Annotated in this window: 20 protein-coding genes; 9 read left to right on the top strand and 11 right to left on the bottom strand. The window is 64.2% G+C overall.

Features of this window, described 5'->3' with window-relative positions:
- Together HGK27_RS18870 and HGK27_RS18865 are read right to left on the bottom strand one after the other, a co-directional pair.
- Window positions 1-408 carry a VOC family protein gene (locus tag HGK27_RS18870; protein ID WP_206244399.1) on the bottom strand — a complete coding sequence of 136 codons (408 nt, stop codon included), beginning with the start codon at window positions 406-408 and terminating at the stop codon, window positions 1-3.
- Window positions 409-411: 3 nt separating this feature from the next.
- On the bottom strand, window positions 412-1,563 hold the full coding sequence (locus tag HGK27_RS18865; protein ID WP_206244398.1) for an alpha/beta hydrolase: 1,152 nt from the start codon (window positions 1,561-1,563) through the stop codon (window positions 412-414).
- A 184-nt stretch (window positions 1,564-1,747) separates the two neighbouring features.
- On the opposite strand from HGK27_RS18865, the gene HGK27_RS18860 reads away from it, so the two are divergent.
- From HGK27_RS18860 to HGK27_RS18840, 5 genes are all read left to right on the top strand, one after another.
- Complete coding sequence (locus tag HGK27_RS18860; protein WP_206244397.1) at window positions 1,748-2,692, top strand: fumarylacetoacetate hydrolase family protein; 945 nt, start codon at window positions 1,748-1,750, stop codon at window positions 2,690-2,692.
- Window positions 2,689-3,210, top strand: a complete 522-nt coding sequence (locus tag HGK27_RS18855) for a cupin domain-containing protein (protein WP_206244396.1) — start codon at window positions 2,689-2,691, stop codon at window positions 3,208-3,210. Before HGK27_RS18860 ends, HGK27_RS18855 begins: the two co-directional genes overlap by 4 nt.
- Before the next feature lie 13 nt (window positions 3,211-3,223).
- Window positions 3,224-3,985, top strand: coding sequence for an SDR family NAD(P)-dependent oxidoreductase (locus HGK27_RS18850; RefSeq protein ID WP_206244395.1), 762 nt, complete (start codon window positions 3,224-3,226; stop codon window positions 3,983-3,985).
- 104 nt (window positions 3,986-4,089) lie between these two features.
- Window positions 4,090-5,334 carry an MFS transporter gene (locus HGK27_RS18845; RefSeq protein WP_206244394.1) on the top strand — a complete coding sequence of 415 codons (1,245 nt, stop codon included), beginning with the start codon at window positions 4,090-4,092 and terminating at the stop codon, window positions 5,332-5,334.
- Window positions 5,327-6,040 carry an SDR family NAD(P)-dependent oxidoreductase gene (locus HGK27_RS18840; RefSeq protein WP_206244393.1) on the top strand — a complete coding sequence of 238 codons (714 nt, stop codon included), beginning with the start codon at window positions 5,327-5,329 and terminating at the stop codon, window positions 6,038-6,040. Before HGK27_RS18845 ends, HGK27_RS18840 begins: the two co-directional genes overlap by 8 nt.
- Here the strand turns inward: HGK27_RS18840 and HGK27_RS18835 are convergent, their stop codons facing one another.
- Window positions 6,041-6,934, bottom strand: a complete 894-nt coding sequence (locus HGK27_RS18835) for a LysR family transcriptional regulator (RefSeq protein WP_206244392.1) — start codon at window positions 6,932-6,934, stop codon at window positions 6,041-6,043.
- 112 nt (window positions 6,935-7,046) lie between these two features.
- Between HGK27_RS18835 and attM the strand changes: the two genes are divergently transcribed.
- Window positions 7,047-7,838, top strand: a complete 792-nt coding sequence (gene attM, locus HGK27_RS18830) for an AttM family quorum-quenching N-acyl homoserine lactonase (protein ID WP_206244391.1) — start codon at window positions 7,047-7,049, stop codon at window positions 7,836-7,838.
- On the opposite strand, the gene HGK27_RS18825 is transcribed toward attM, so the two are convergent.
- Window positions 7,829-9,247 (bottom strand): peptide MFS transporter, encoded by a 1,419-nt coding sequence (locus HGK27_RS18825; protein ID WP_206244390.1) that lies wholly within the window; start codon window positions 9,245-9,247, stop codon window positions 7,829-7,831. The genes attM and HGK27_RS18825 overlap by 10 nt on opposite strands.
- A gap of 131 nt (window positions 9,248-9,378) precedes the next feature.
- Window positions 9,379-10,278, bottom strand: coding sequence for an alpha/beta hydrolase (locus HGK27_RS18820; protein ID WP_206244389.1), 900 nt, complete (start codon window positions 10,276-10,278; stop codon window positions 9,379-9,381).
- Window positions 10,279-10,423: 145 nt separating this feature from the next.
- On the opposite strand from HGK27_RS18820, the gene HGK27_RS18815 reads away from it, so the two are divergent.
- Complete coding sequence (locus HGK27_RS18815) at window positions 10,424-11,317, top strand: AraC family transcriptional regulator (protein ID WP_206244388.1); 894 nt, start codon at window positions 10,424-10,426, stop codon at window positions 11,315-11,317.
- A 14-nt stretch (window positions 11,318-11,331) separates the two neighbouring features.
- On the opposite strand, the gene HGK27_RS18810 is transcribed toward HGK27_RS18815, so the two are convergent.
- The 3 genes from HGK27_RS18810 to HGK27_RS18800 form a co-directional block, all read right to left on the bottom strand.
- Window positions 11,332-12,183 carry a DMT family transporter gene (locus HGK27_RS18810; RefSeq protein ID WP_206244387.1) on the bottom strand — a complete coding sequence of 284 codons (852 nt, stop codon included), beginning with the start codon at window positions 12,181-12,183 and terminating at the stop codon, window positions 11,332-11,334.
- Window positions 12,184-12,277: 94 nt separating this feature from the next.
- Entirely contained in the window at window positions 12,278-12,418 is a 141-nt protein-coding gene (locus tag HGK27_RS18805; protein ID WP_206244386.1) for a hypothetical protein, read from the bottom strand.
- Between the two features lie 56 nt (window positions 12,419-12,474).
- Window positions 12,475-13,464, bottom strand: coding sequence for a DMT family transporter (locus HGK27_RS18800; RefSeq protein WP_241127618.1), 990 nt, complete (start codon window positions 13,462-13,464; stop codon window positions 12,475-12,477).
- 99 nt (window positions 13,465-13,563) lie between these two features.
- Between HGK27_RS18800 and HGK27_RS18795 the strand changes: the two genes are divergently transcribed.
- Together HGK27_RS18795 and HGK27_RS18790 are read left to right on the top strand one after the other, a co-directional pair.
- The gene (locus HGK27_RS18795) at window positions 13,564-14,052 is read left to right on the top strand and encodes an Lrp/AsnC family transcriptional regulator (protein ID WP_206244385.1); all 489 of its coding nucleotides are present in this window, start codon (window positions 13,564-13,566) and stop codon (window positions 14,050-14,052) included.
- A 19-nt stretch (window positions 14,053-14,071) separates the two neighbouring features.
- Window positions 14,072-14,470, top strand: a complete 399-nt coding sequence (locus HGK27_RS18790) for a VOC family protein (RefSeq protein ID WP_206244384.1) — start codon at window positions 14,072-14,074, stop codon at window positions 14,468-14,470.
- Window positions 14,471-14,482: 12 nt separating this feature from the next.
- On the opposite strand, the gene HGK27_RS18785 is transcribed toward HGK27_RS18790, so the two are convergent.
- From HGK27_RS18785 to HGK27_RS18775, 3 genes are read right to left on the bottom strand one after another with little or no spacing between them, the layout of a single operon-like run.
- Window positions 14,483-15,247 (bottom strand): twin-arginine translocation signal domain-containing protein, encoded by a 765-nt coding sequence (locus HGK27_RS18785; protein WP_206244383.1) that lies wholly within the window; start codon window positions 15,245-15,247, stop codon window positions 14,483-14,485.
- A gap of 1 nt (window position 15,248) precedes the next feature.
- Window positions 15,249-16,448 (bottom strand): Ca2+-dependent phosphoinositide-specific phospholipase C, encoded by a 1,200-nt coding sequence (locus HGK27_RS18780; protein WP_206244382.1) that lies wholly within the window; start codon window positions 16,446-16,448, stop codon window positions 15,249-15,251.
- 26 nt (window positions 16,449-16,474) lie between these two features.
- Window positions 16,475-18,877 carry a TonB-dependent receptor gene (locus HGK27_RS18775; RefSeq protein WP_206244381.1) on the bottom strand — a complete coding sequence of 801 codons (2,403 nt, stop codon included), beginning with the start codon at window positions 18,875-18,877 and terminating at the stop codon, window positions 16,475-16,477.
- Window positions 18,878-18,936: the final 59 nt, after the last annotated feature.

Raw genomic sequence — 18,936 nt, 5'->3', positions numbered from 1 at the left:
TCAACCGTTGGGTTCTTCGACGAATTCGATCAGGTTTCCTGCGCAGTCGCGAATAAAGCAGCCCTTGCCGAAGCTCTCGCGCACCACGAAGGCGATATCGACCTCCTTGGCCTCCATTTCGGTGAGGAAGGCCTCCAGATCGGCGACACGGAAGGCGACATGCTTGTTGCCGTGGGTCTTCAGATCGCTGGGCGGGTGGCGGCGATCTTCGGGCAAGGGGGCGGCGCCTTCTACCTCGAAGATCTCGAAGCGCAGCGGGCCTTTCTTGACCATGGCGGTGTGGCTGCGGGCAGCCTCGATGTAGAAGCGTTTTTCCAGCTCGAAGCCCAGGACATTGCCGTACCAATCGAGCGCCTCATCAAGGCTGGGGACGGAGACGCCGCCGTGGTGGAAGGTGAAATCGGCCATGGCTTATCCCATCTTCGCGAAGGTTTCGGCGCACCAGTCGGCGATGTAGTCGCGCATGCCGGTGCCATTGTCGGCGCCGCAATGCTCGACTTCGAAATCTGCCTTGGTGAACATGCGCAGATGGCGGTCGGGGCTGTTGACGGCCTGATCGTAGCTGCGCTGGGCGTTGAAGGCGGGGATCTGGCGGTCATTCTCGCCATGGGTGATCAGGAAGGGCACGCGGATCTTCTCCACCTGACCATCGAGCGTGATCTGGTCGGCGTAATCGAGGAAGGCGTCGCGGTCCTCGAAGCCGAAGACCCACAACACGTGATCCCAGTAATGGGGCACGGGGTTTTCGCCCTCGTTCTTCACCCGCTCGCGCTGGCGCTGGCCCCAGACGTGGTTGGCGCCCATCACTGCGCATAACGCATAGCGCGGATCGTTGGCGGCGATGCGCGGCGCGTGATAGCCGCCGAAGGAGAGGCCGAAGATGCCGATCTTGTCATGCTGCACATCGCTACGGGTCAGCAGATAGTCGAAGGCGGGGCTGCCCCAGCGCTCGGCATCATAGACGGCGGGCAGATTGCGTTTGCGGATTGCCTCGCCAGTGCCGGGCTGGTCCACGAAGAGCGTGTTCATGCCGCGCTCCAGATTTGAGGCGCCATGGCCCGCCATATTGACCTGTTCCTTCATGGAATCGAGGCCATTGACCGAGACCAGCGTGGGGCGCGGCGTGCCGCTGCCATCATGCACGAAAATGCCGGTGTAGCTGGAGCCCTCATAGGGGATCTCCACCTTTTCGACATGCAGCCCGCGCAGTTTCGAACCCTTGTGATAAAGCTCCATGCCTTTTTCATAGGCTGCCCAACGGGGCGCGTAATCGCGGCTCTGCATGCGTTCGGCGGCGAGGTAATAGCCCGAGGCGCGCAGATATTTGGTGCCTGCGGACAGTGCATAGCCATCGGCCAGATCGGCATCGGCGTTTTTGGCCACCTGATCGGCCACGGCGATCCAGCTGTCGAACAAAGCGGCGGAACCGGCATCGGCGCCGGATTTGGCGGCCTCGCGCACGGGGCGGCAGGCTTCGTCGATCTCGCCGTGATTGCCGCCGCAGACCAGCGCCAGATTGGTGGCCAGATTCCACACGTAATTGCCGGGAAAGGGTTCGAACATCCTCATATCCTTGATTGGTGGCCCGGCGCATTCGGGGCGAAATATGTGTCTTCCCTGCGTCTTGCCATGCCTCTTCCCGCGCGGACCAACGCATAGGATCGATGGCACACTATTGATGCGATGCCTTTGCTGCCCGCCGCCCGCGCCGCTAGCCTGATCCTCAAGTTCGAAACGGGAGAGAGAAATGCGTCTGGCAACCATGCGCGACGGGACCGCCGATGGCCGTCTGGTCGTGGTCGCGCCCGATGGCGGGGCCTATGCGCCCGCCCCGGTGGGCACGCTGCAACAGGCTCTGGAGCAATGGGATCAGGTTTCTGCCCAACTGGCCGCGATCACGGATTTCCCTGAAGCGCTGGATCAGGCCCAACTGGCCGCGCCTCTGCCGCGCGCTTGGCAGTGGCTCGATGGCTCGGCCTTTGCCAGCCATGGCGCGCTGATGGACAAGGTGCTGGGCGTCGAACCGCTCAAGACCGAGCGCCCGCTGATGTATCAGGGCGTTTCCGATCGCTTCTACGGCCCCCATGACGATGTCCGCTTCCCCGATGAGGATCTGGGCATCGATTTCGAGGGTGAATTCGGCGTGATCGTGGACGCCGTGCCGATGGGCACCACGGCGGAAGAGGCCTTTAAACACATCAAGCTGGTGGTGCAGATCAACGACTGGTCGCTGCGCAAGCTGGCGGGGCCGGAGATGAAGACCGGCTTTGGCTGGGTGCAGGCCAAGCCGCATTGTTCGATGGCGCCCTTTGCCGTCACGCCCGATGAACTGGGCGAGGCTTGGAAGAATGGCCGCGTCTGCCTCAACCTGCTGGTGGACTGGAACGGCAAGCGTTTCGGCGCGGCCAATGGCGAACCGATGGGGCATGGCTTCCATGAGCTGGTCGCCCATGCCGCGCGCACCCGCGATCTGGTGGCGGGCACGGTGATCGGCTCGGGCACCGTCTCCAACGAGAATTTCCGCGAGATCGGCTCCTCCTGCATCGCCGAGCGGCGCGGGATCGAGATCGTGGATGAAGGCGCACCGCGCACCGATTTCATGCGTTTCGGCGACAGCGTGCGCATGGAAGCCGTCACCCCCACGGGCGCATCGCCCTTCGGTATCATCGAACAGAAGGTCATCAAGGCATGAGCGAAATTCTCTCTGACAGCGGCCTGCCCGCCGTGCAGCGCGTGGTCACCGGACACAATGAGGATGGCCGCGCTATCTTCAAATCCGAGGACATCACGCCCACAACAATGATCCCCTCGGGCGATGCCAGCTTCCTGACGATCTGGACGACAGAAACCGTCCCCGCCGACAACAATGACGAACGCGACGGCCGCGATCTGCCAACCGGCCTCACGCTGGAGCGTGGCAGCGTGATCCGCATCACCGATATGCTGCCCGGCAAGCAGAGCCCGATGCACCGCACCAACAGCATCGACTATGGCATCGTGCTGAAGGGCGAAATCGAGCTGGAGCTGGAGGATGGTCGCAAGAAGACCATCCGCGAGGGCGGCATCATCATCCAGCGCGGCACCAACCATCTGTGGCGCAACACCACCGACAAGCCCACCCGCATCGCCTTCATCCTGATCGAGGCCCCCGCCTATCTGCATGACGGCCAGCCTCTGGATGAGGCCAAGCCAGAGCATGCCGACCATTGATGGGCGCTCTGGCATGAGCCCCGGCCCCGATTTCGGCCTGAGGGGCCGCACCGCCCTGATCACCGGTTCGACCCGCGGCATCGGCCTGGCCATTGCGCAGGGCATGATCGCTGCGGGCGCCCGGGTGATGATCTCCAGCGAGGATGCCGGGGATACGTCGCGGGTGTCCGCCGAGCTTGGCATGCCGGGCATCGCCTGTGATGTCGCCGATGATCAGGCGCTTGAGCGTCTGGTCTGCGGCACGGTGGCGGAGCTGGGCGGGCTGGACATTCTGGTCTGCAACGCCGGGATCACCGGGCGGCCCGGTCGTTTCGAGAGCATCGATATGGCCGATTACGCCCGCGTGATGGCGATCAACCTGCGCAGTCAGGTGGTGCTGACCGGCTTCGCCTTGCCGCATGTGGCAGAGCGCCGGGGCAGCGCGGTGCTGATGTCCAGCCTCTCGGGCCTGCGCGGCAATGGGGCGATCAATGCCTATGCTCTGGCCAAGGCCGGGGTGGCGCAGCTGGCGCGCAATCTGGCGGTGGAATGGGGGCCGAGAGGCGTGCGGGTCAATGCCATCTCGCCCGGCTTTATCGCCACGGAACTGTCCAAGCCCTTGCTGGGCAACGAACCCTTCATGACCAAACGCATGGCCATGACGCCCTTGCGTCGCCCCGGCATGCCGGAAGAGGTGGCGGGCGCTGCGATCTTTCTGGCCAGCAGCGCCGCCGGTTTTGTCACCGGTCACAATCTGGTGGTGGATGGTGGCACGCTCATCACCGATGGCAGCTGAAGACCGGCATCCTGTTCCGTGAATGGCCGGGCAACGTTAGAGTGAATTCGACAGCGGCGCGATAAAGGCGTGTCTGTGCAAAACGATAATTGAAAGGGAGACTCATGCCTGCGGATCAAGCCCCGCCGGTGGGATCGGGCAGCGGGCAGGTGACGGTGATGACCGGCCTGTCCTTGCTGTTGCCGATCACGCTGTCCACCATGGCCATCGTGCTGCTGGCCCCTATTCTGCCGCAGATCATGCAGAATTTCAGCGCCGTGCCCGGCTATGAATATTGGGTGCCGATGATCCTGACGATCCCGGCGCTCTGCGTGGCGCTGTTCTCGCCGATTGCGGGGATGTTGGGGGATTATTTCGGGCGCCGCCGCCTGCTGCTCGCCAGCTTTGTGGCCTATGGCATCGTGGGCATCGCGCCAGTCTTTCTGCATGATCTGACGGCGATCCTGATCAGCCGCGTCGGCGTGGGGCTGGCCGAGGCGCTGATCATGGTGCTGTCCACCACGATGATCGGTGACTATTACCATGGCGCCGCACGCGACAAATGGCTGGCCGGGCAGACGGCCTTTGCCTCCATGTCGGCGCTGATCTTCTTCAATGTGGGCGGGCAATTGGGCGCGCATGGCTGGCGCACGCCCTTCTGGGTCTATACCTCCGCGCTGCTGATGATGGCGCTGGTGATGGCCTTCACCCGCGACCTCAAACCCGGAGCCCATGGCGAGGCCGAGGCGCCGCGCAACGCCAGTTGGGCGCACTTCCCTTGGGGGCGCATCGCGGTGATCATGGCGATCACGCTCTATGGCTCGGTGTTTTTCTACACGGTGCAGATCCAGGCGGCGAGCGGCCTCAATGTGCTGGGCATCACCGATCCGGCGCGGGCCGGCTTTCTTACCTCGGTTGCCAGCGTGGGCGTGCCGCTGGGGACTTTCATCTATTCACGCATCGGGCGCTGGCCGGTGCAGCGCCTGCTGATGCTGGAATTCGCGCTGCTGGCGGTGGGCTTTCTGACGATGGGCAAGGCCGCAACGCCTAAAAGCTTCCTGATCGGTTGCTTCTGCAACCAATTGGGCGCGGGGATGCTGCTGCCCACGCTGCTGGTCTGGGCCATGAGCCTGCTGCCCTTCGAGATTCGCGGGCGTGGTGCGGGCATGTGGCAGGGCAGCTTTGCGCTGGGGCAGTTCCTCAGCCCGGTGGTGGTGACGCTTGCCGCCAAGCAGGCGGGTGGTCTTCTCCCGGCCTTTGTGGTGCTGTCGGCAGGGGCGGTGATCGGTCTGGTGATCGTGCTGCTGGTGGCGGGAAAGGTAGGGCGGATCGATCCGCAACTGGGTATCAAGGGAGTCGCTCATGGCTGATCGTCTTAAGGGCAAGGTGGCGGTCGTCACCGGGGCTGGCAATGGCATCGGTCAGGGCGTGGCTGCGCTGTTCCGGCAGGAGGGCGCCACGGTGATCGGCCTCGATCTGAAGGGCGCTGACCGCGATTGCGATCTGCTGAGCGAAGAGGCGGTCAAGGTGCTCTTCACGGCCATCGGTCAGGAGCATGGCAGGATCGATATTCTGGTCAATGCGGCGGCCTTTGCGATCTTCGACTGGATCGAGACGCTGACCTATGCCGACTGGAAAACCACGCTGGCGGGCGAGCTGGATATCGTCTTCCTGCCCACGCAGGCGGCATGGCCGTGGCTGAAGGCCAGTGGGAAGGCCAGCGTGATCAACTTCGCCAGCGCCAATGCCCGCCATGCGCTGGAAGGCTCGCCGGCCCTGGCGCATTGCGCGGGCAAGGGCGGCGTGCTGGCCATGACGCGGCAATTGGCGATGGAGGGCGCGCTGCATGGCATTCGCGCCAACACCATCGCGCCGGGCTTTATCCGCACCGCTGCCACGCAGCGCCATCTGGATCACGATCCCGGCTTTCAGGATAAAGTGCTGGAAAAGAACATGCTCAAGCTGCTGGGCGAGCCAAGCGATATCGCTTGGGCTGCCGTCTGGCTGGGCAGCGATGAGGCGCGTTATGTCACCGCGGCCGATATCGCCGTGGATGCCGGGGCGACTGGCTGGTAATCAGGCCAGCAGCTTGCCGGCTTCCTCTTGCAGCAAGGCCAGCACGATGCGCAGGCGTGTCGGCATGGGCCTGCGGGCGGCGAAGAGCGCGTGGAGATCGAAGCCCGGCACGGTGAAGTCGGGCAGCAGGCGGCACAGTCGACCTGCCGCCAGATCGGCGCGGCAGGCCGGTTCCTGCAACACGCCGATGGCGCCGCCGCCGATCAGCAGCGCATGCAGCGGGCGCCAATGGCTGAAGCTGGCCACGATGTCGATGAACGCCGTTGCTGTGGTGCTCTCGGGAGTGGACAGCGTCAGCCGGTCGGTGTTGAACAGACCGGAGACGCGGGCGAAGCCATGGCGGATCAGATCCTCCGGCGTCTCCGGCGTGCCATGGCGGGCGAGATAGGCGGGGGAGGCCACCAGCACCCGGCGCACTCTGCCCAAACCTCGCGCGGCAAAGCGCCCATCGCCCACATCGCCCAGCCTGAGCGAGAGATCGACGCCCTCCGTCACCGGATCGACCAGACGGTCGTTCAGCACCACATCCACCTTGAGCCCGGGATGCTCCTCGCGCAGGCGCAGCAGCAGCGGGGGAAGCAGCAGCTCGCCCAGCCCATGGGGCGCCGCGATCCGCAGCATGCCGCGCAAGGCCTGCTCCTCCCGCACAACGCAGAGGGCATCATCGGCAGCTTCGATGGCGATCTGGCAGCGTTCGTAAAAGGCCGCGCCGGCATCGGTGACCGACAGGGCCCGTGTGTTGCGCCATAGCAGCCGGGCGCCCAGATCGGCCTCCAGCCGGGCGATCCGCTCGCTGACGGCGGGTTGACCGAGGCCCAGATCGCGTGCCGCCGCCGAAAGGCTGCCCCGCTCCACAACGCGCACGAAAAGCCGCATGGCTGCCAGATAATCCATGCCCTTCTTCTATCGGATTATCCGATGGATAAAAGTGGATTGAGCCCTCTACCCATCAGATGAGGCTTCAGTGACATAGGTGCCGTCCAACAGCATTCCCGGGAGGCTCCCTATGTCAGAGATCAGGCTTTACATGTTCCAGTCCGGCACGCAGCGCTGCAAGCTCCATGATATCAAGATGAACCAGGGCTGCGGCGTGGATCATGAAATCCCGGTGCCATGGTTTCTGCTGACCCATCCCAAAGGCCATGTGGTGATCGATGGTGGTCTGGCGGCGGAAGGTCTGGCTGATCCCCGCGCCTATTGGGGAGACGCGGTCGATGCCTATCAGCCGGTGATGCGCGAGGATCAGGGCTGTGTGGCGCAACTGGCCGCGCTGGGGCTGGCGCCGGAAGACATCCGCTTCGTGGTCCTGTCCCATCTCCATTCCGATCACAGCGGCGCCGTCGGGCGTTTCCCTCCTGCCACGCATATTCTGCAGCGCCGCGAACTCGAATATGCCTTCACGCCCGACTGGTTCGCGGCGGGCGCCTATATCCGGCAGGATTTCGACCGACCTGACCTGTCATGGCAGCTGCTGGAGGGCGAGAGCTGCGATGACTATGACCTCTATGGCGATGGCGTGCTGCGGATCATCTTTACCCCCGGCCATACGCCGGGGCACCAGTCCTTTCTGGTGACGCTGCCCGAAAGCGGCGCTTTCCTGCTGGCCGCTGATGCCGTCTACACCATGGACCACTGGCATGAAAAAGCGCTGCCGGGCTTTATGACCAGCGCGCAGGATGCGGTGCGTTCGGTGCGCAAGATGCGCGCTCTGGCAGACCGGGCCGGGGCTACGCTGGTGCCGGGGCATGATGCGCAGGTCTGGCCCGGCTTCCGCCTGTCCCCGGCGTTCTATGACTGAGCGATCTCCTCAGCCGCCGCGGTCGGCGCCAGCAGGCGCCCGGCCACCGCGCGGGCGATCAGCAGCACCACACCCGCCCCGGCAATGATCGCGGCATGCATGCCCCAGAACACGCTGCCCGGTAGCTTGTCGAGCAGGGTCGCCAGCTTGGTGACGATCATGCCGGCCAGAAACAGCGCCAGCAGATAGGCGGCCATCATGGTGGAACTCAGCGCCTTGGGGGCCACCCGCGAATAGAGCGCGCTGCCCACCGGATAGATGTTGCAGAAACCGATGTTGTTCATGATGTGAAAGCCCAGCGCCCAGCCCAGACCGACCTTCTCGCCCGTCGCGGCCTCATGCATCGATCCCAGCGCCAGGCTGAGCGGGGCCAGCGCGGCGATAAAGGTGCCGATGGTGATCTTGGTGATTTCATCGGGCTCACGGCGGGTCTTGCCCCACCAGCGCCAGAAGGCGACCACGCAGACCAGCAGCACCGTCGACACAATGGCATCGAGCGAGATCAGGAAGCTGGCCGGGATAGCGCTGCCGAAAAACACCAGTTGGTAATGCGCGTCACCCCAGAGTTCATAGGCGGCGAAAATCTCCTGATTGCCCACGTAAGCGCAGGCGATCACCGGGATCAGCAACACCAGCACGGCGATCCGCTTGCCCTCGCCGGGCAGCAGCTTGGGGCGCGGTTCGGTGATATGGCCCGGTTCGGGCTTGGGCTCGGCAGGGAGCCAGCGGCGTCCCGAGAGATAGACCCCAAGGCCGATCAGCATGCCCACGCCCGCCGCGCCAAAACCGAAATGCCAGGCGATCTTTTGCCCCAGAAAGCCGCAGACGATGGGCGAGACAATCACCGCGACCTGAATGGCCAGCACATAGATCTGGAAAGCGTCGGCGCGGCGCAGATCTCCCGGCGCATAGAGATCGCCCACCTGTGCCGCCAGATTGCCCTTGAAGAAACCGCTGCCGATCAGGATGCAGGCCAGAGCCACCAGATAGGTCTGGTCGAAGGCCATGCAGAAATGGCCCACGGCCATGGTCACCGCACCAAAGATCACGGCGCGCGTCCGCCCGATATAGCGATCGGCCACGAAGCCGCCCAGCAGGGGTGTGAGATAGACCAGTCCGCTGTAGAGCGCCGCAATCGCGCCCCCTAGAGCCAGCGCGCTGAGGGGGCCGAAAAAGGCCTCAAGCATCTGGCGGAAGGCGGCAAAGCCCCAGATCTTTTCGATATGGCCCGGCTTGAAAAGATATTGCGCGCTGTAAAGCGCCAGCAGCGCGGTCATCCCGTAATAGGAAAAGCGCTCCCACCCCTCGGAGAAAGCCAGATAGGCCAACCCGCGCGGATGGCCAAGGAAGGAGCGATCGGCCTGAATCTGCGAGGCAGGCGTTTCGAGGGTGGCGGTGGCTTGATCCATGCGGCGAACATCCGGTTTGTCAGGCGGCACGGGCAGGCCGCTATCAGGCGATTGTCCCCCATAGGGCAGCGGTGCGAGGACCTCAATGCGGCGCTGGCCCTATCACTGCGTTCCCATTTGGGCAGGACGCTTTACAGCGCCGCGTGGAAGAAGCGCGCCAGCTCCGCCACGGCCTCATTCACCGGCCCCTCGCGATCGTAGAGATCGACATGGCTCGCCCTGTTCACGGTGTGGAGGGTCTTGGGCTCCTCGGCCTGCGCGATGGCCTGCCGGGACATCCATGCCGTTACCGCATGCTCGGCGGTGATCATCAGCAGGGGGCGCGGGGCGATCATGCCCACAAAGCGGAAGGCATCAAAACTGGCCATGCGGTCGATGCTGTCCCAGCTGAGCGCCTTGGCCGAGCGCGGGTGCCTGGCGCGCGGCGTGCAATAATAGTCCCAGCCTTCGAAGATATGTTGGCCGCCCGCGCGGGCTTCCTGCTCATTGGCCGGGAAGACGGGCAGGGCGCCCATCGGTTCGCCACGCGCCGCGCGGCTGCGGGCTTGCGCGGCGCCCTCCAGCAAGGCATCGAGAACTGCCTTATCCTGCTGTCCATCTGCTCCGACACGCATCTGCAGCCCGACATCGACCGCTGCAACCGTGGCCACAGCGCGGATACGCCGATCGCCTGCCGCCGCCGCAATGGCATAGCCGCCAGAGGCACAGATTCCCAGCACGCCGATCCTTTCAGGTGCTATACCGGGCAGCGTGGACAGGTAAGAGACAGCCGCCTTGATATCCTCGATGCGCTGCGCCGGATCTTCCAGACTGCGCGGCAGGCCTTCACTCTCACCCTGAAAAGCGGCATCGAAGGTCAGGATCGTAAAGCCCTTTTCTATCAGCTTGCGGGCATAGAGGGCTGGGGATTGCTCTTTGGTGGCGGTGCCGGGATGGCCGATGACAAGGGCGCGGCCGTTGGGCGCATCGGGCGTGTAAAGATGGGCGGCAAGCCTGATGCCGCTGCTGAGGAAGGAATGGTCGGTCCGCATGGCTGTTCTCCTTGGGTGTGACAGCCATGTGGGGAGGAAGCAGGCCGAAGTGTTAGGCGAAACCTGCCGATAAAATGCCTGATCCTGCCAATCATGGTGAGGACGGGCAGATGACACGGCGAGGCGTTGCTGCCATGATGCCCTTATGGCCGATGCTTTGCTTGCTGAATTGCGCGATCTGATCGCCCGCCATGTGGTGGCCTCCGGCGCGCCGCTGGCCGCTTTGCCCAACATCCTGCTGGGGCGCGAAGATGGCCCGACGCTGCCCTGCATCCATGTCACCGATCCGGTTTTTTCGCTGATCGCGCAGGGGACCAAGCAAATCGAGGTGGGTGACAGAACTCTCACCTATGGTCCGGGGGAGGGGATGGCGGTGTCGATCGAGCTGCCGATGAACAGTTTCGTGATCGGCGCCACGGCGGAGCAACCCTTTCTGGGTGTGGGCCTGCGCATCCGCCCCGAAGCCGTCGCCGCGCTGCTGCTGGAGCAGCCGGGGCTGGCTCTGCCCGCCGGCAATCCGGCCAGCGTCATGGTCGGCACCATGCCTGATGCGCTGATCGAGGCGGTGGTCCGCCTGCTGCGCCTGCTCGATCATCCCGCCGATCTTCCGGTGCTGGCTCCAGCCATGGAACGGGAAATCCTCTGGCGGGTGTTGAGTACGCCTCAGGGCGCGGTGCTGCGCCAGATCGGGCTGGCCGACAGCCATACGGCGCGGATCGGGCGGGCGCTGCAATGGCTGCGCAGCCATCTGGCCGAGCCGATCCGGGTGAGCGTTCTGGCGCAGATCGCCGGGATGAGCCTCACCTCCTTCCACCGTCATTTCCGTGCCATCACGGCGATGACGCCGGTGCAGTATCAGAAGCAATTGCGGCTGCATGCCGCCCGCGCCCGCCTGCTGGCCAGTGCGGAAAGCGTGACGCTGGTGGCTTTTGCGGTCGGCTATGAAAGCCCTTCGCAGTTCAGTCGCGAGTATCGACGGCAATATGGCCAGCCGCCCGCGCGAGACGGACGGCTGTGCCGGGAGGCAGCTTCGGCTTGAAGCCGCCGGAGCCTCTATGGCCGATCCGCGCGAAACACCACGCAGAGCCCCACCATGATCAGCACCAGCCCGCCCATCGCAAGGATGGACATCGGATGGCCTAACACGGCCCAGTCCATGGCCGCCGTGACACCGGGAACCAGATAGAACAGGCTGGTGACATTCACCAGATTGCCCCGGGCGATCAGGCGGTAGAGCAGGAAGGTCGTTCCCACCGAAATCACCAGCCCCAGCCAGACGCCTGACAGCACAAAACTGGTGTCCCATGTGGCGGGCCAAAGGGAATGCGTGCCTGACGCCGTCGCCGCGCAGCAGACGGCCAGCAGCCCCACCGCATATTGCATCGGCAGCACCACCCAGGGCGCCTGGGTCTCACGCTTTTGCGCGATCGATCCGAAGGTGATGCCCATCAGCCCCAGCAGGGCAAAGAGCAGCCCGACAGGCTCGAAGCGCATGGCGGCCAGCCCGTCGCCGACGACCATGGCAAGACCGCCCAGCGCCAGCAGCAGGCCCAGAAGGCGCATCGGGCCAACCTTTCGCTCCGTGATCAGCATGGTGAGAATGGGCTGGATGCCAAGGATGGTGGCCAAGGCGCCGGGCGTCACCCCATGGTCCATCGCCAGCAGGTAGCAGACCGAATAGACCCCTGCGATGGCAAAGCCGATAAAGGCAACTCTGCTGCGGCTGCCCCTGGCGGGCAGCAGTTGCCGGTTAAGGATGGCGGCCAGGGTCAGCACGGCCAGGGCAAGGCCATAGCGCAGGATCAGCAGCCCAAAGGGCGAGCCATGCTGAAGCCCGATTTCCGAAATGATGGCGCCGCTGCTCCACAGCAGCACGAAGGCTGAGGTCGGCACAACAGCCGACATCTGTCGATTGATCATAAATCACCTGAAACGAGAGTCCTGGCGCTTGCAAGCATCCCGCTTGCAGGCAGACGTCAGCCAGCTTTGTCAGCCAGCCTCAGATGTTCAGCGGCGGCGGAGCCGACTTGCGACCGAACATCTCTTTGACATTCTCGGGCGGTGCAACGGGAGGCGGCATGCCAACCAGGCCCGCGATTGCACGGGGCAGATGGTTCCGGGAAGGCATGCTGGTGATCATCAGGCGGCTCTACCATCGCGGCGGCATGGTTTCAATGGGCCGCCTGCCGGTTCAGCTCACAGGGCGGGTTCGATTATCTCTGCGGGGGATGCACCGGCGGCATGGCGGCGATGCGCGGCAATGCAGGTCAGTACGCTGGTCATCACCAGCGCAAAGGCCGCGACCTCCAGCGGGAGAGGCAGGCGATGTTCCCAGATCAGGCCGTAGAGCAGCGCGAACAGCGTTTCGAACAGGATCATCTGCCCCACCATCGTCAGCGGCAGCAGGCGGCTCATCCGGTTCCACAAGGCATTGCCGACAAGCGAGGCAAGCACCGCCACTGTGCAGGACACGATGGCAAGCTGGACCCAGACGGCGGGCGTATGCCGCAGCGGCTCCACCAGCGCGCTCAGCGGGATCAACAGCAGGGCCTGCGTGCCGGTGACAACGCCCGTCAGCAGGTTCCAGTCATGGGCCGAGATATGGCCGTTCCTCGCGAGGCAGCGGGCATTGCCCACCGCATAGGCCGTCCAGGAGATCAAGGCCCCGATGGCGCAGAGAAAGCCCAAACCGCGTTGCCCGCTGTCCCCCGGCGTGGAGGGCGCCAGCGCCTGCCAGCCGATGCAGATCACCCCGGCCACACAGAGCAGGATCGAAGGCAACAGCCGGCCCAGCGGCACCGCGTGACGATCGCGGCTGCCGATGATGGTGACCGCCACGGGCAGAAAGCCGATGATGAGCGAGGTTGTGGCGATGCCCGCCTTCTGCACCGCCGTCGACAGCAGCACATAGTAGAGCGTGTTGCCCGCCAGCGAGAGCCACAGGAGCGACAGCCAGTCACGCCGCATCAGCGATGGCTTCAGCGCGCGCCAGCGCGGGGCCAGCAGCACCGCCGAAATAAGGCCGTAAGCAAGATAGCGCCCGATGGCCTGTTGCAGCGGCGCGACCTCCCGCAACAGCGCAGGGGCGAGAAAGACCAGCCCCCACAGCGCCCCGGCGCCCATGCCGCAGGCGATGCCAAGCATTGTTCGGTTGTCGCCGGAGGGGGTGGCGAGAGAGGCGGTCACGGGTGAATCTCACTTTCTGCTGTCGATAAGGCAACATATCATCATCGGGGCGAGCCATGCGCGCTTGCTTTGGCAGCCAAATGCAACAATTACTCACTTATGGTCCGCAAAGCGTCCTCCCGCCGCCCCACGCTCGACCCGTTTGACCGGGCGATTCTGCGCATCCTCCAGCAGGACAACAAGACGCCTCAGCGCAGCATTGCCGAAGCGGTCAACCTGTCCGCCGCCGCCGTGCAGCGCCGCATCGCCGCCATGGAGAGCGCGGGCGTCATCGCGCAGAATGTCGCGGTGGTGGAGGCCTCGGCTGTGGGCATGGCGATCACCTCCATCGTGGAGGTGCATCTCACCGATGAGCGTGCCAGCACGGTGGATGCCGCCAAGGCGCTGTTTCGCGCCGCGCCGGAGGTGCAGCAATGCTATTATGTCACCGGCGGGATCAGCTTTGTGGTGGTGATCCTCGCCGCCGACATGGTGGCTTATGAGGCGATCACCCGCCGCCTCTTCGCGCAGAACGAGGCGGTGGCCAGCTATCGCAGCCTGATCGCGCTGGATCGCGTCAAATTTGGCGCGCTTATGCAGGTGCCCTGATGGCGACAGGGAGCCCCCGATGACCCGGCGCCTGAGCCTGACCGCGCTCCTTGTGGCCGATTATGATGAGGCGATTGCCTTTTATGTCGGCAAGCTGGGTTTCGAATTGCGCGAAGACACCGTGCTGGCGGAAGGGAAGCGCTGGGTCGTGGTAGCGCCGGGCGGAGGTGGCAGCGGGCTTTTGCTGGCGCGCGGTGTGGGGGATCGCCAGCAACAGGCGATCGGCGATCAAAGCGGCGGCAGGGTGTTCCTGTTTCTGGAGACCGATGATTTCGCCCGGGATCATCGCGCCTTTGCCGCGCAGGGTGTCCGCTTTATCGAGCCGCCAAGGCATGAGCCCTATGGCATCGTCGCCGTGTTCGAGGATCTTTACGGCAATCGCTGGGATCTGATCGAGCCTGCGCGGCGTAATGACTGAGGCCTTGTCTCGCTACAGTTGGGCCAGCAAGGCTGATCGCTCCATCATCAATTGGGCCATGATGTCGCCCAGCAGATAGGTCGCCCGGTCGCGCGTCCAGGGCTGGCCGGACAGCGTGTCATACTCGACCGGCAGCGGGATGCCGCTGATGGCCGCCGCCGCAAGACCGACCGACTTTGACGTCAGAATGCAGCGTTTCACATGGTCCCGATGGCCGACAATCGCGACATGCCCCAGCGCCCCGGCGCCGCCCGCTTCGCGCAGGACGGCCTTGGCCACGCCTTCGGTGCTGAGATAGACCAGCTTCCCATCCGCATCGCGCTCCGGATAGATCGGGATGACCTGATCCATCCGATAGGTGTCCTGCAGGATCGCCGCGATCTCCCATTGCGCGTAAACGGGCATCTTGCGGATCGCGCGGATTTTGAACACGGCCTCTGCCAGCTTTGCGTTGATGGGGCCGGGTTCGGTCGCATCGGGCGCGCGGGGAGGCTTGTCGGCGGCGGTGGTCAGGCGGTTGCCGAAGCTGTAGGCGATCAGCGCGTTCGCCTCCTGCGCCTGCATCTGGGGGTAGGACCAGAGCATGGTGGCGTCGAACAGCAGGGGTGCCAGCTTCTGGGCCACGCTTTCGCTGCCCAGGGCGCGAGAAAGCTCCCTGACCATCAGCAGCTCAAGCGAGGGTTCGGCCAGAGGCGCCGCGAGTGCCTCCGTGCTGGCCGTTGCGGCGCCCAGCACGGCGGCGGTTGCGCCCTTGAGGAGTGTGCGGCGTGTGGTCATCTTAGCGGCAGGCCTGCGCGGCATTGACCGGATTGCAGCGCATCACGCCGCCGCCAGGCAGCGTCACCACATAATCCGTGCCATAGGCATTGCCCTTCTTGTAGAAATCGGTCGAGACGATCTGGGCGCCGCTGGCAAAGGCCTGTTGGGCGCGGGTCAGATCATTGGCCTTGGCTTCCCAGGTTTCGATATCGGCGCGGGCGCGCACCAGATAGCCTTGTTTCACCAGTTCGGGGATTTCTTTGGCCCGCAAGGTGGCATTGTCCATCAGCAGGAAAGCGCCATAGCTTTGGCCGGGTCTGGATTCGAGAAAGGCCGCGCGGCCTTCCAGATTGGGATGGCCGCCGACATAGCCGGAGAGACCTTTGGTGTCCAAAGCCGTCAGCAGCAGGAAGATGAACTTGCCGCGCGCGTCCTTCAGTGTCGGCCAGTTGCCCGCCTTCACCCCGGCCTCCAGCGTGGGATAGTGCCCGCGCACCTGATCGGGCGTGACGATCCTGTCGCGACCAATCACGCGGAACAGATCGGCGTCCAGCTCATCGAAGGATTGCGGGGTGAAGGGCAGGGGCGGCTTCGATCCCGGGAAGATCCGGATGGGATCGCTCTTGGCCTCCAGCAGGATAAAGATCGGCTCGTGGTTCGGATGGGCGTCCGACCAGCGGCGCAATTCGGCCAGACAATCGGTGAAGAGATTGCAGCTGGAGCGCACATCGAAATCGACGATATGCATCACCTTGAAGCCGGGCTTGTCGAGCCCGGTCTTGTCATGGGGCAGCAGCTGGCTTTCGGGGATACCCTTGGCTTTCGCGGCCTCATAGGCGGCGGGGTGCAGGAAGCGTCCGCCTTCGGGATCGCGGTTGAGATCCAGCTCAAGGCTGCGCATCCCGGCGTCCAGCTGACTGGCCAGCGTGCCATAGCGATAGTTCAGCGCCTCGGGCATGCTCACTTCGTTGGGGTGGTATTCCTTATATTGCGCGCGGGCCTCGGGCGGCATCTTGGCCGTCATCTGCGACAGGCGCGGGCCGATGATGGCATCGGCCATCGCCATGATCTGCGGATCGACGCCCTGCGAGTAGGAGTTATGGGTGCCGACGATCTGGATCTGGTTGATCTTCAGATCGTCGCTGTTCTGGGCATGGGCGGCGGCCGCCACCATGCCCAGAACCAGCGCGGCCCCGGCGCGAAGAGCTTTGGTCTTCATGACAATATCCTCTCCCGGGACGGTTCTTAGAACTTCATCTGCGCAAAGACGCCAACAGTGCGATAGGCATCGGGCGAGGTGTAATGCAGCAGCCCCAGCGAGCCGTAGATCTGCCAGCCGGTCGAGAAATACTGGTTGAGCAGATTGCGGGCATAGACGCCGACCTCGATGCCGTCGTCAGACTTGGCCAGCGTGATGCGGCCATTCACCAGACCATAGCCCGGCACATAGGAGTAGCTGGCATTGGGCGTGCTGGTGCCATCGGCGTTCTTGACCGCGGGCGCCGTGATGTTGCCCAGCATGGCACCGGTCACCGTCTGAATGTCCGAGCGATAGCTGTATTCCAGATGCGCCTTCAGATCGATCTTATGCGTCAGCGGCGCCTTGTAGTCGGCGCCCACGGTGGCCATCCATTGCGGGGCGTTGGTCAGGCGGGTGCCGGTGTAATTCGCGGTGCTGCTGGCCACGTAATTGGTGAATTTGGCATCGGTGTAGGTCACCGCGCCTGTCAGCGAGAGATTGCGCGTGGGCTTCACAGCGATCTGGGCTTCCACGCCCCGGCTGCGCAGCCCCGGCGCATTGCCGATGGCCGAAGCGAGGATGGAGGCGCCCACGCCCGTTGAGACCGGCGTCAGGATCGTCGCCTGGAAATTGGTGTAGGAGGAGGAGAAGAGGTCGACGTTGACGCGCAGGCGATGGTTGAAGAACTCGCCCTTTTCGCCGATCTCCCAGCTCTTCACCGATTCAGGGTTATAGGGATCGTATTTGTTGCCCACGAAGGCGATGCCGCCCGGCTTGTAGCCGGTGGAATAGGTCGCATAAAGCATCACATCCTTGCTGAGCTGATAGGTCGGCGCGACGCGATAGGTGAAGCGGCTGCTGCTCTTCACGCCATAGCGATAATCGGCGGTGGGCGCGGTGCCAGTGGCGATGAAATTCACCGATTGGCCGAAGATCGAGACCGGATCGATGTTGAAATAGCTGATCCGCTGATCGTTGCGGTCATAGTTGTAGCGCCCGCCCAGCGTCAGGCTGAAACGCGGCGTGGGGTTGAACTTGAGTTGGCCGAAACCCGCCACCGTTTCATTATGGGCGTTGAACTCCACCGTATTGCCCAGCAACTGGCCGGTCACCGGATCATTGGCGCCGGTGTTGGCATAAAGCGTCGAGATCACCGAGCCATTGACGATCAGCGGGCTGGTGCCCAACGGGCCCCACTGGGCCTGCGTCTGATCGGCATGCAGGCGGTTGTAGAAGGCGCCGACCAGATATTCCACAAAGCCGCCGGTGGGCGAGGCAAGATGGATTTCCTCGCTGAACTTGTCGGTCTTCAGGCGCCCCGAGTTGTAGGCCAGATAGGAATAGACATCGTTGGGCAGCAGGTCGGCGGGGGTGTCGTTGCCATACTTCGTCTCGCGATAGGCGGTGATCGAGGTCAGCGTGTGATTGCCCAGCTTGTAGGCGACATGCAGCGATCCGCCCTTGTTGGTGGTGTTGATGGAGCCGAGGAAACCATCGGCGGTGTCGACATTCTGCGGCCCCGGAGTCACGCCATGGGCGATTTCGGCGGCGGTGACGGCGGCGGTCGGCGCAAAGCTGGTGCCGGCGGGGCCGCCCACGGCGGTGCGCACCGAGGTGTCGTAGTGATGGGTGTATTCGCCCGCGAGGATCACTTCCAGATCGTCGACCGGCTGCCACAGCAGGCGGCCGCGCACACCGAATTCATCGACGCGACCCAGATTGCGGTTGAGCGTGACATAGCGCCCCTTGCCATCCTGCCCGACATCGAAGGCGCTCAGGCGCAGCGCGGCGGTGTGGCCCAGCGGGATGTTGACGGTGCCGTTGATGGTGCGGTCATTGCGCTCACCATAGCTGGCATAGACCTTGCCCGAGAACTCGTTCAGCTTGGGCTTCACCGTGGTGATGGCGATCACGCCCGAGGTGGAGTTCTTGCCGAACAGCGTGCCCTGAGGGCCCATCAACACATCGACGCGCTCGATGTCCGTCAGGCCGGTGATGCCCAGATCGCGCTGGGCGTCCATCACCACATCGTCGACCACCACGTTCACCGATTTGGCGTTGGAAAAGTCGAAGGAGGTCGAGCCCACGCCGCGGATCTGGAAGGCGGCGCCCTGCGTCGGGTCATAGGTGAGGCCGGGCGTGGTGTATTGCAGATCGGTCAGCGACTGATAGCCGCTGTTCTGCAGCGCCTCCCCGCTCAGCGAGAGGATGGAGATCGGCACATTCTGCATCTTTTCCTGACGACGCTCGGCGGTGACCACGATCTGGTCGAGCGCGGGCTGCCCATCGGCCTGCGGGGCCGCGGGGGCGGCATCGTCCGCATGAGCGATCATCGGCACAGCGCTCAGGGCCGTGGCGGCAAGCAGCAAGGCAGGTGTGAGAACACCGCGACGGCGAAGACTGGTCATGATTCGGATACCCCAAGTTGCGTCGGGGCCCGATTATGCGCGGGAGATGACAATTCAGA

It is taken from the genome of Novosphingobium terrae (assembly GCF_017163935.1).
Classification (GTDB): domain Bacteria; phylum Pseudomonadota; class Alphaproteobacteria; order Sphingomonadales; family Sphingomonadaceae; genus Novosphingobium; species Novosphingobium terrae.
Note: the sequence above shows the minus strand (reverse complement) of the source record. Positions and strands in the feature narration are given on the sequence as shown.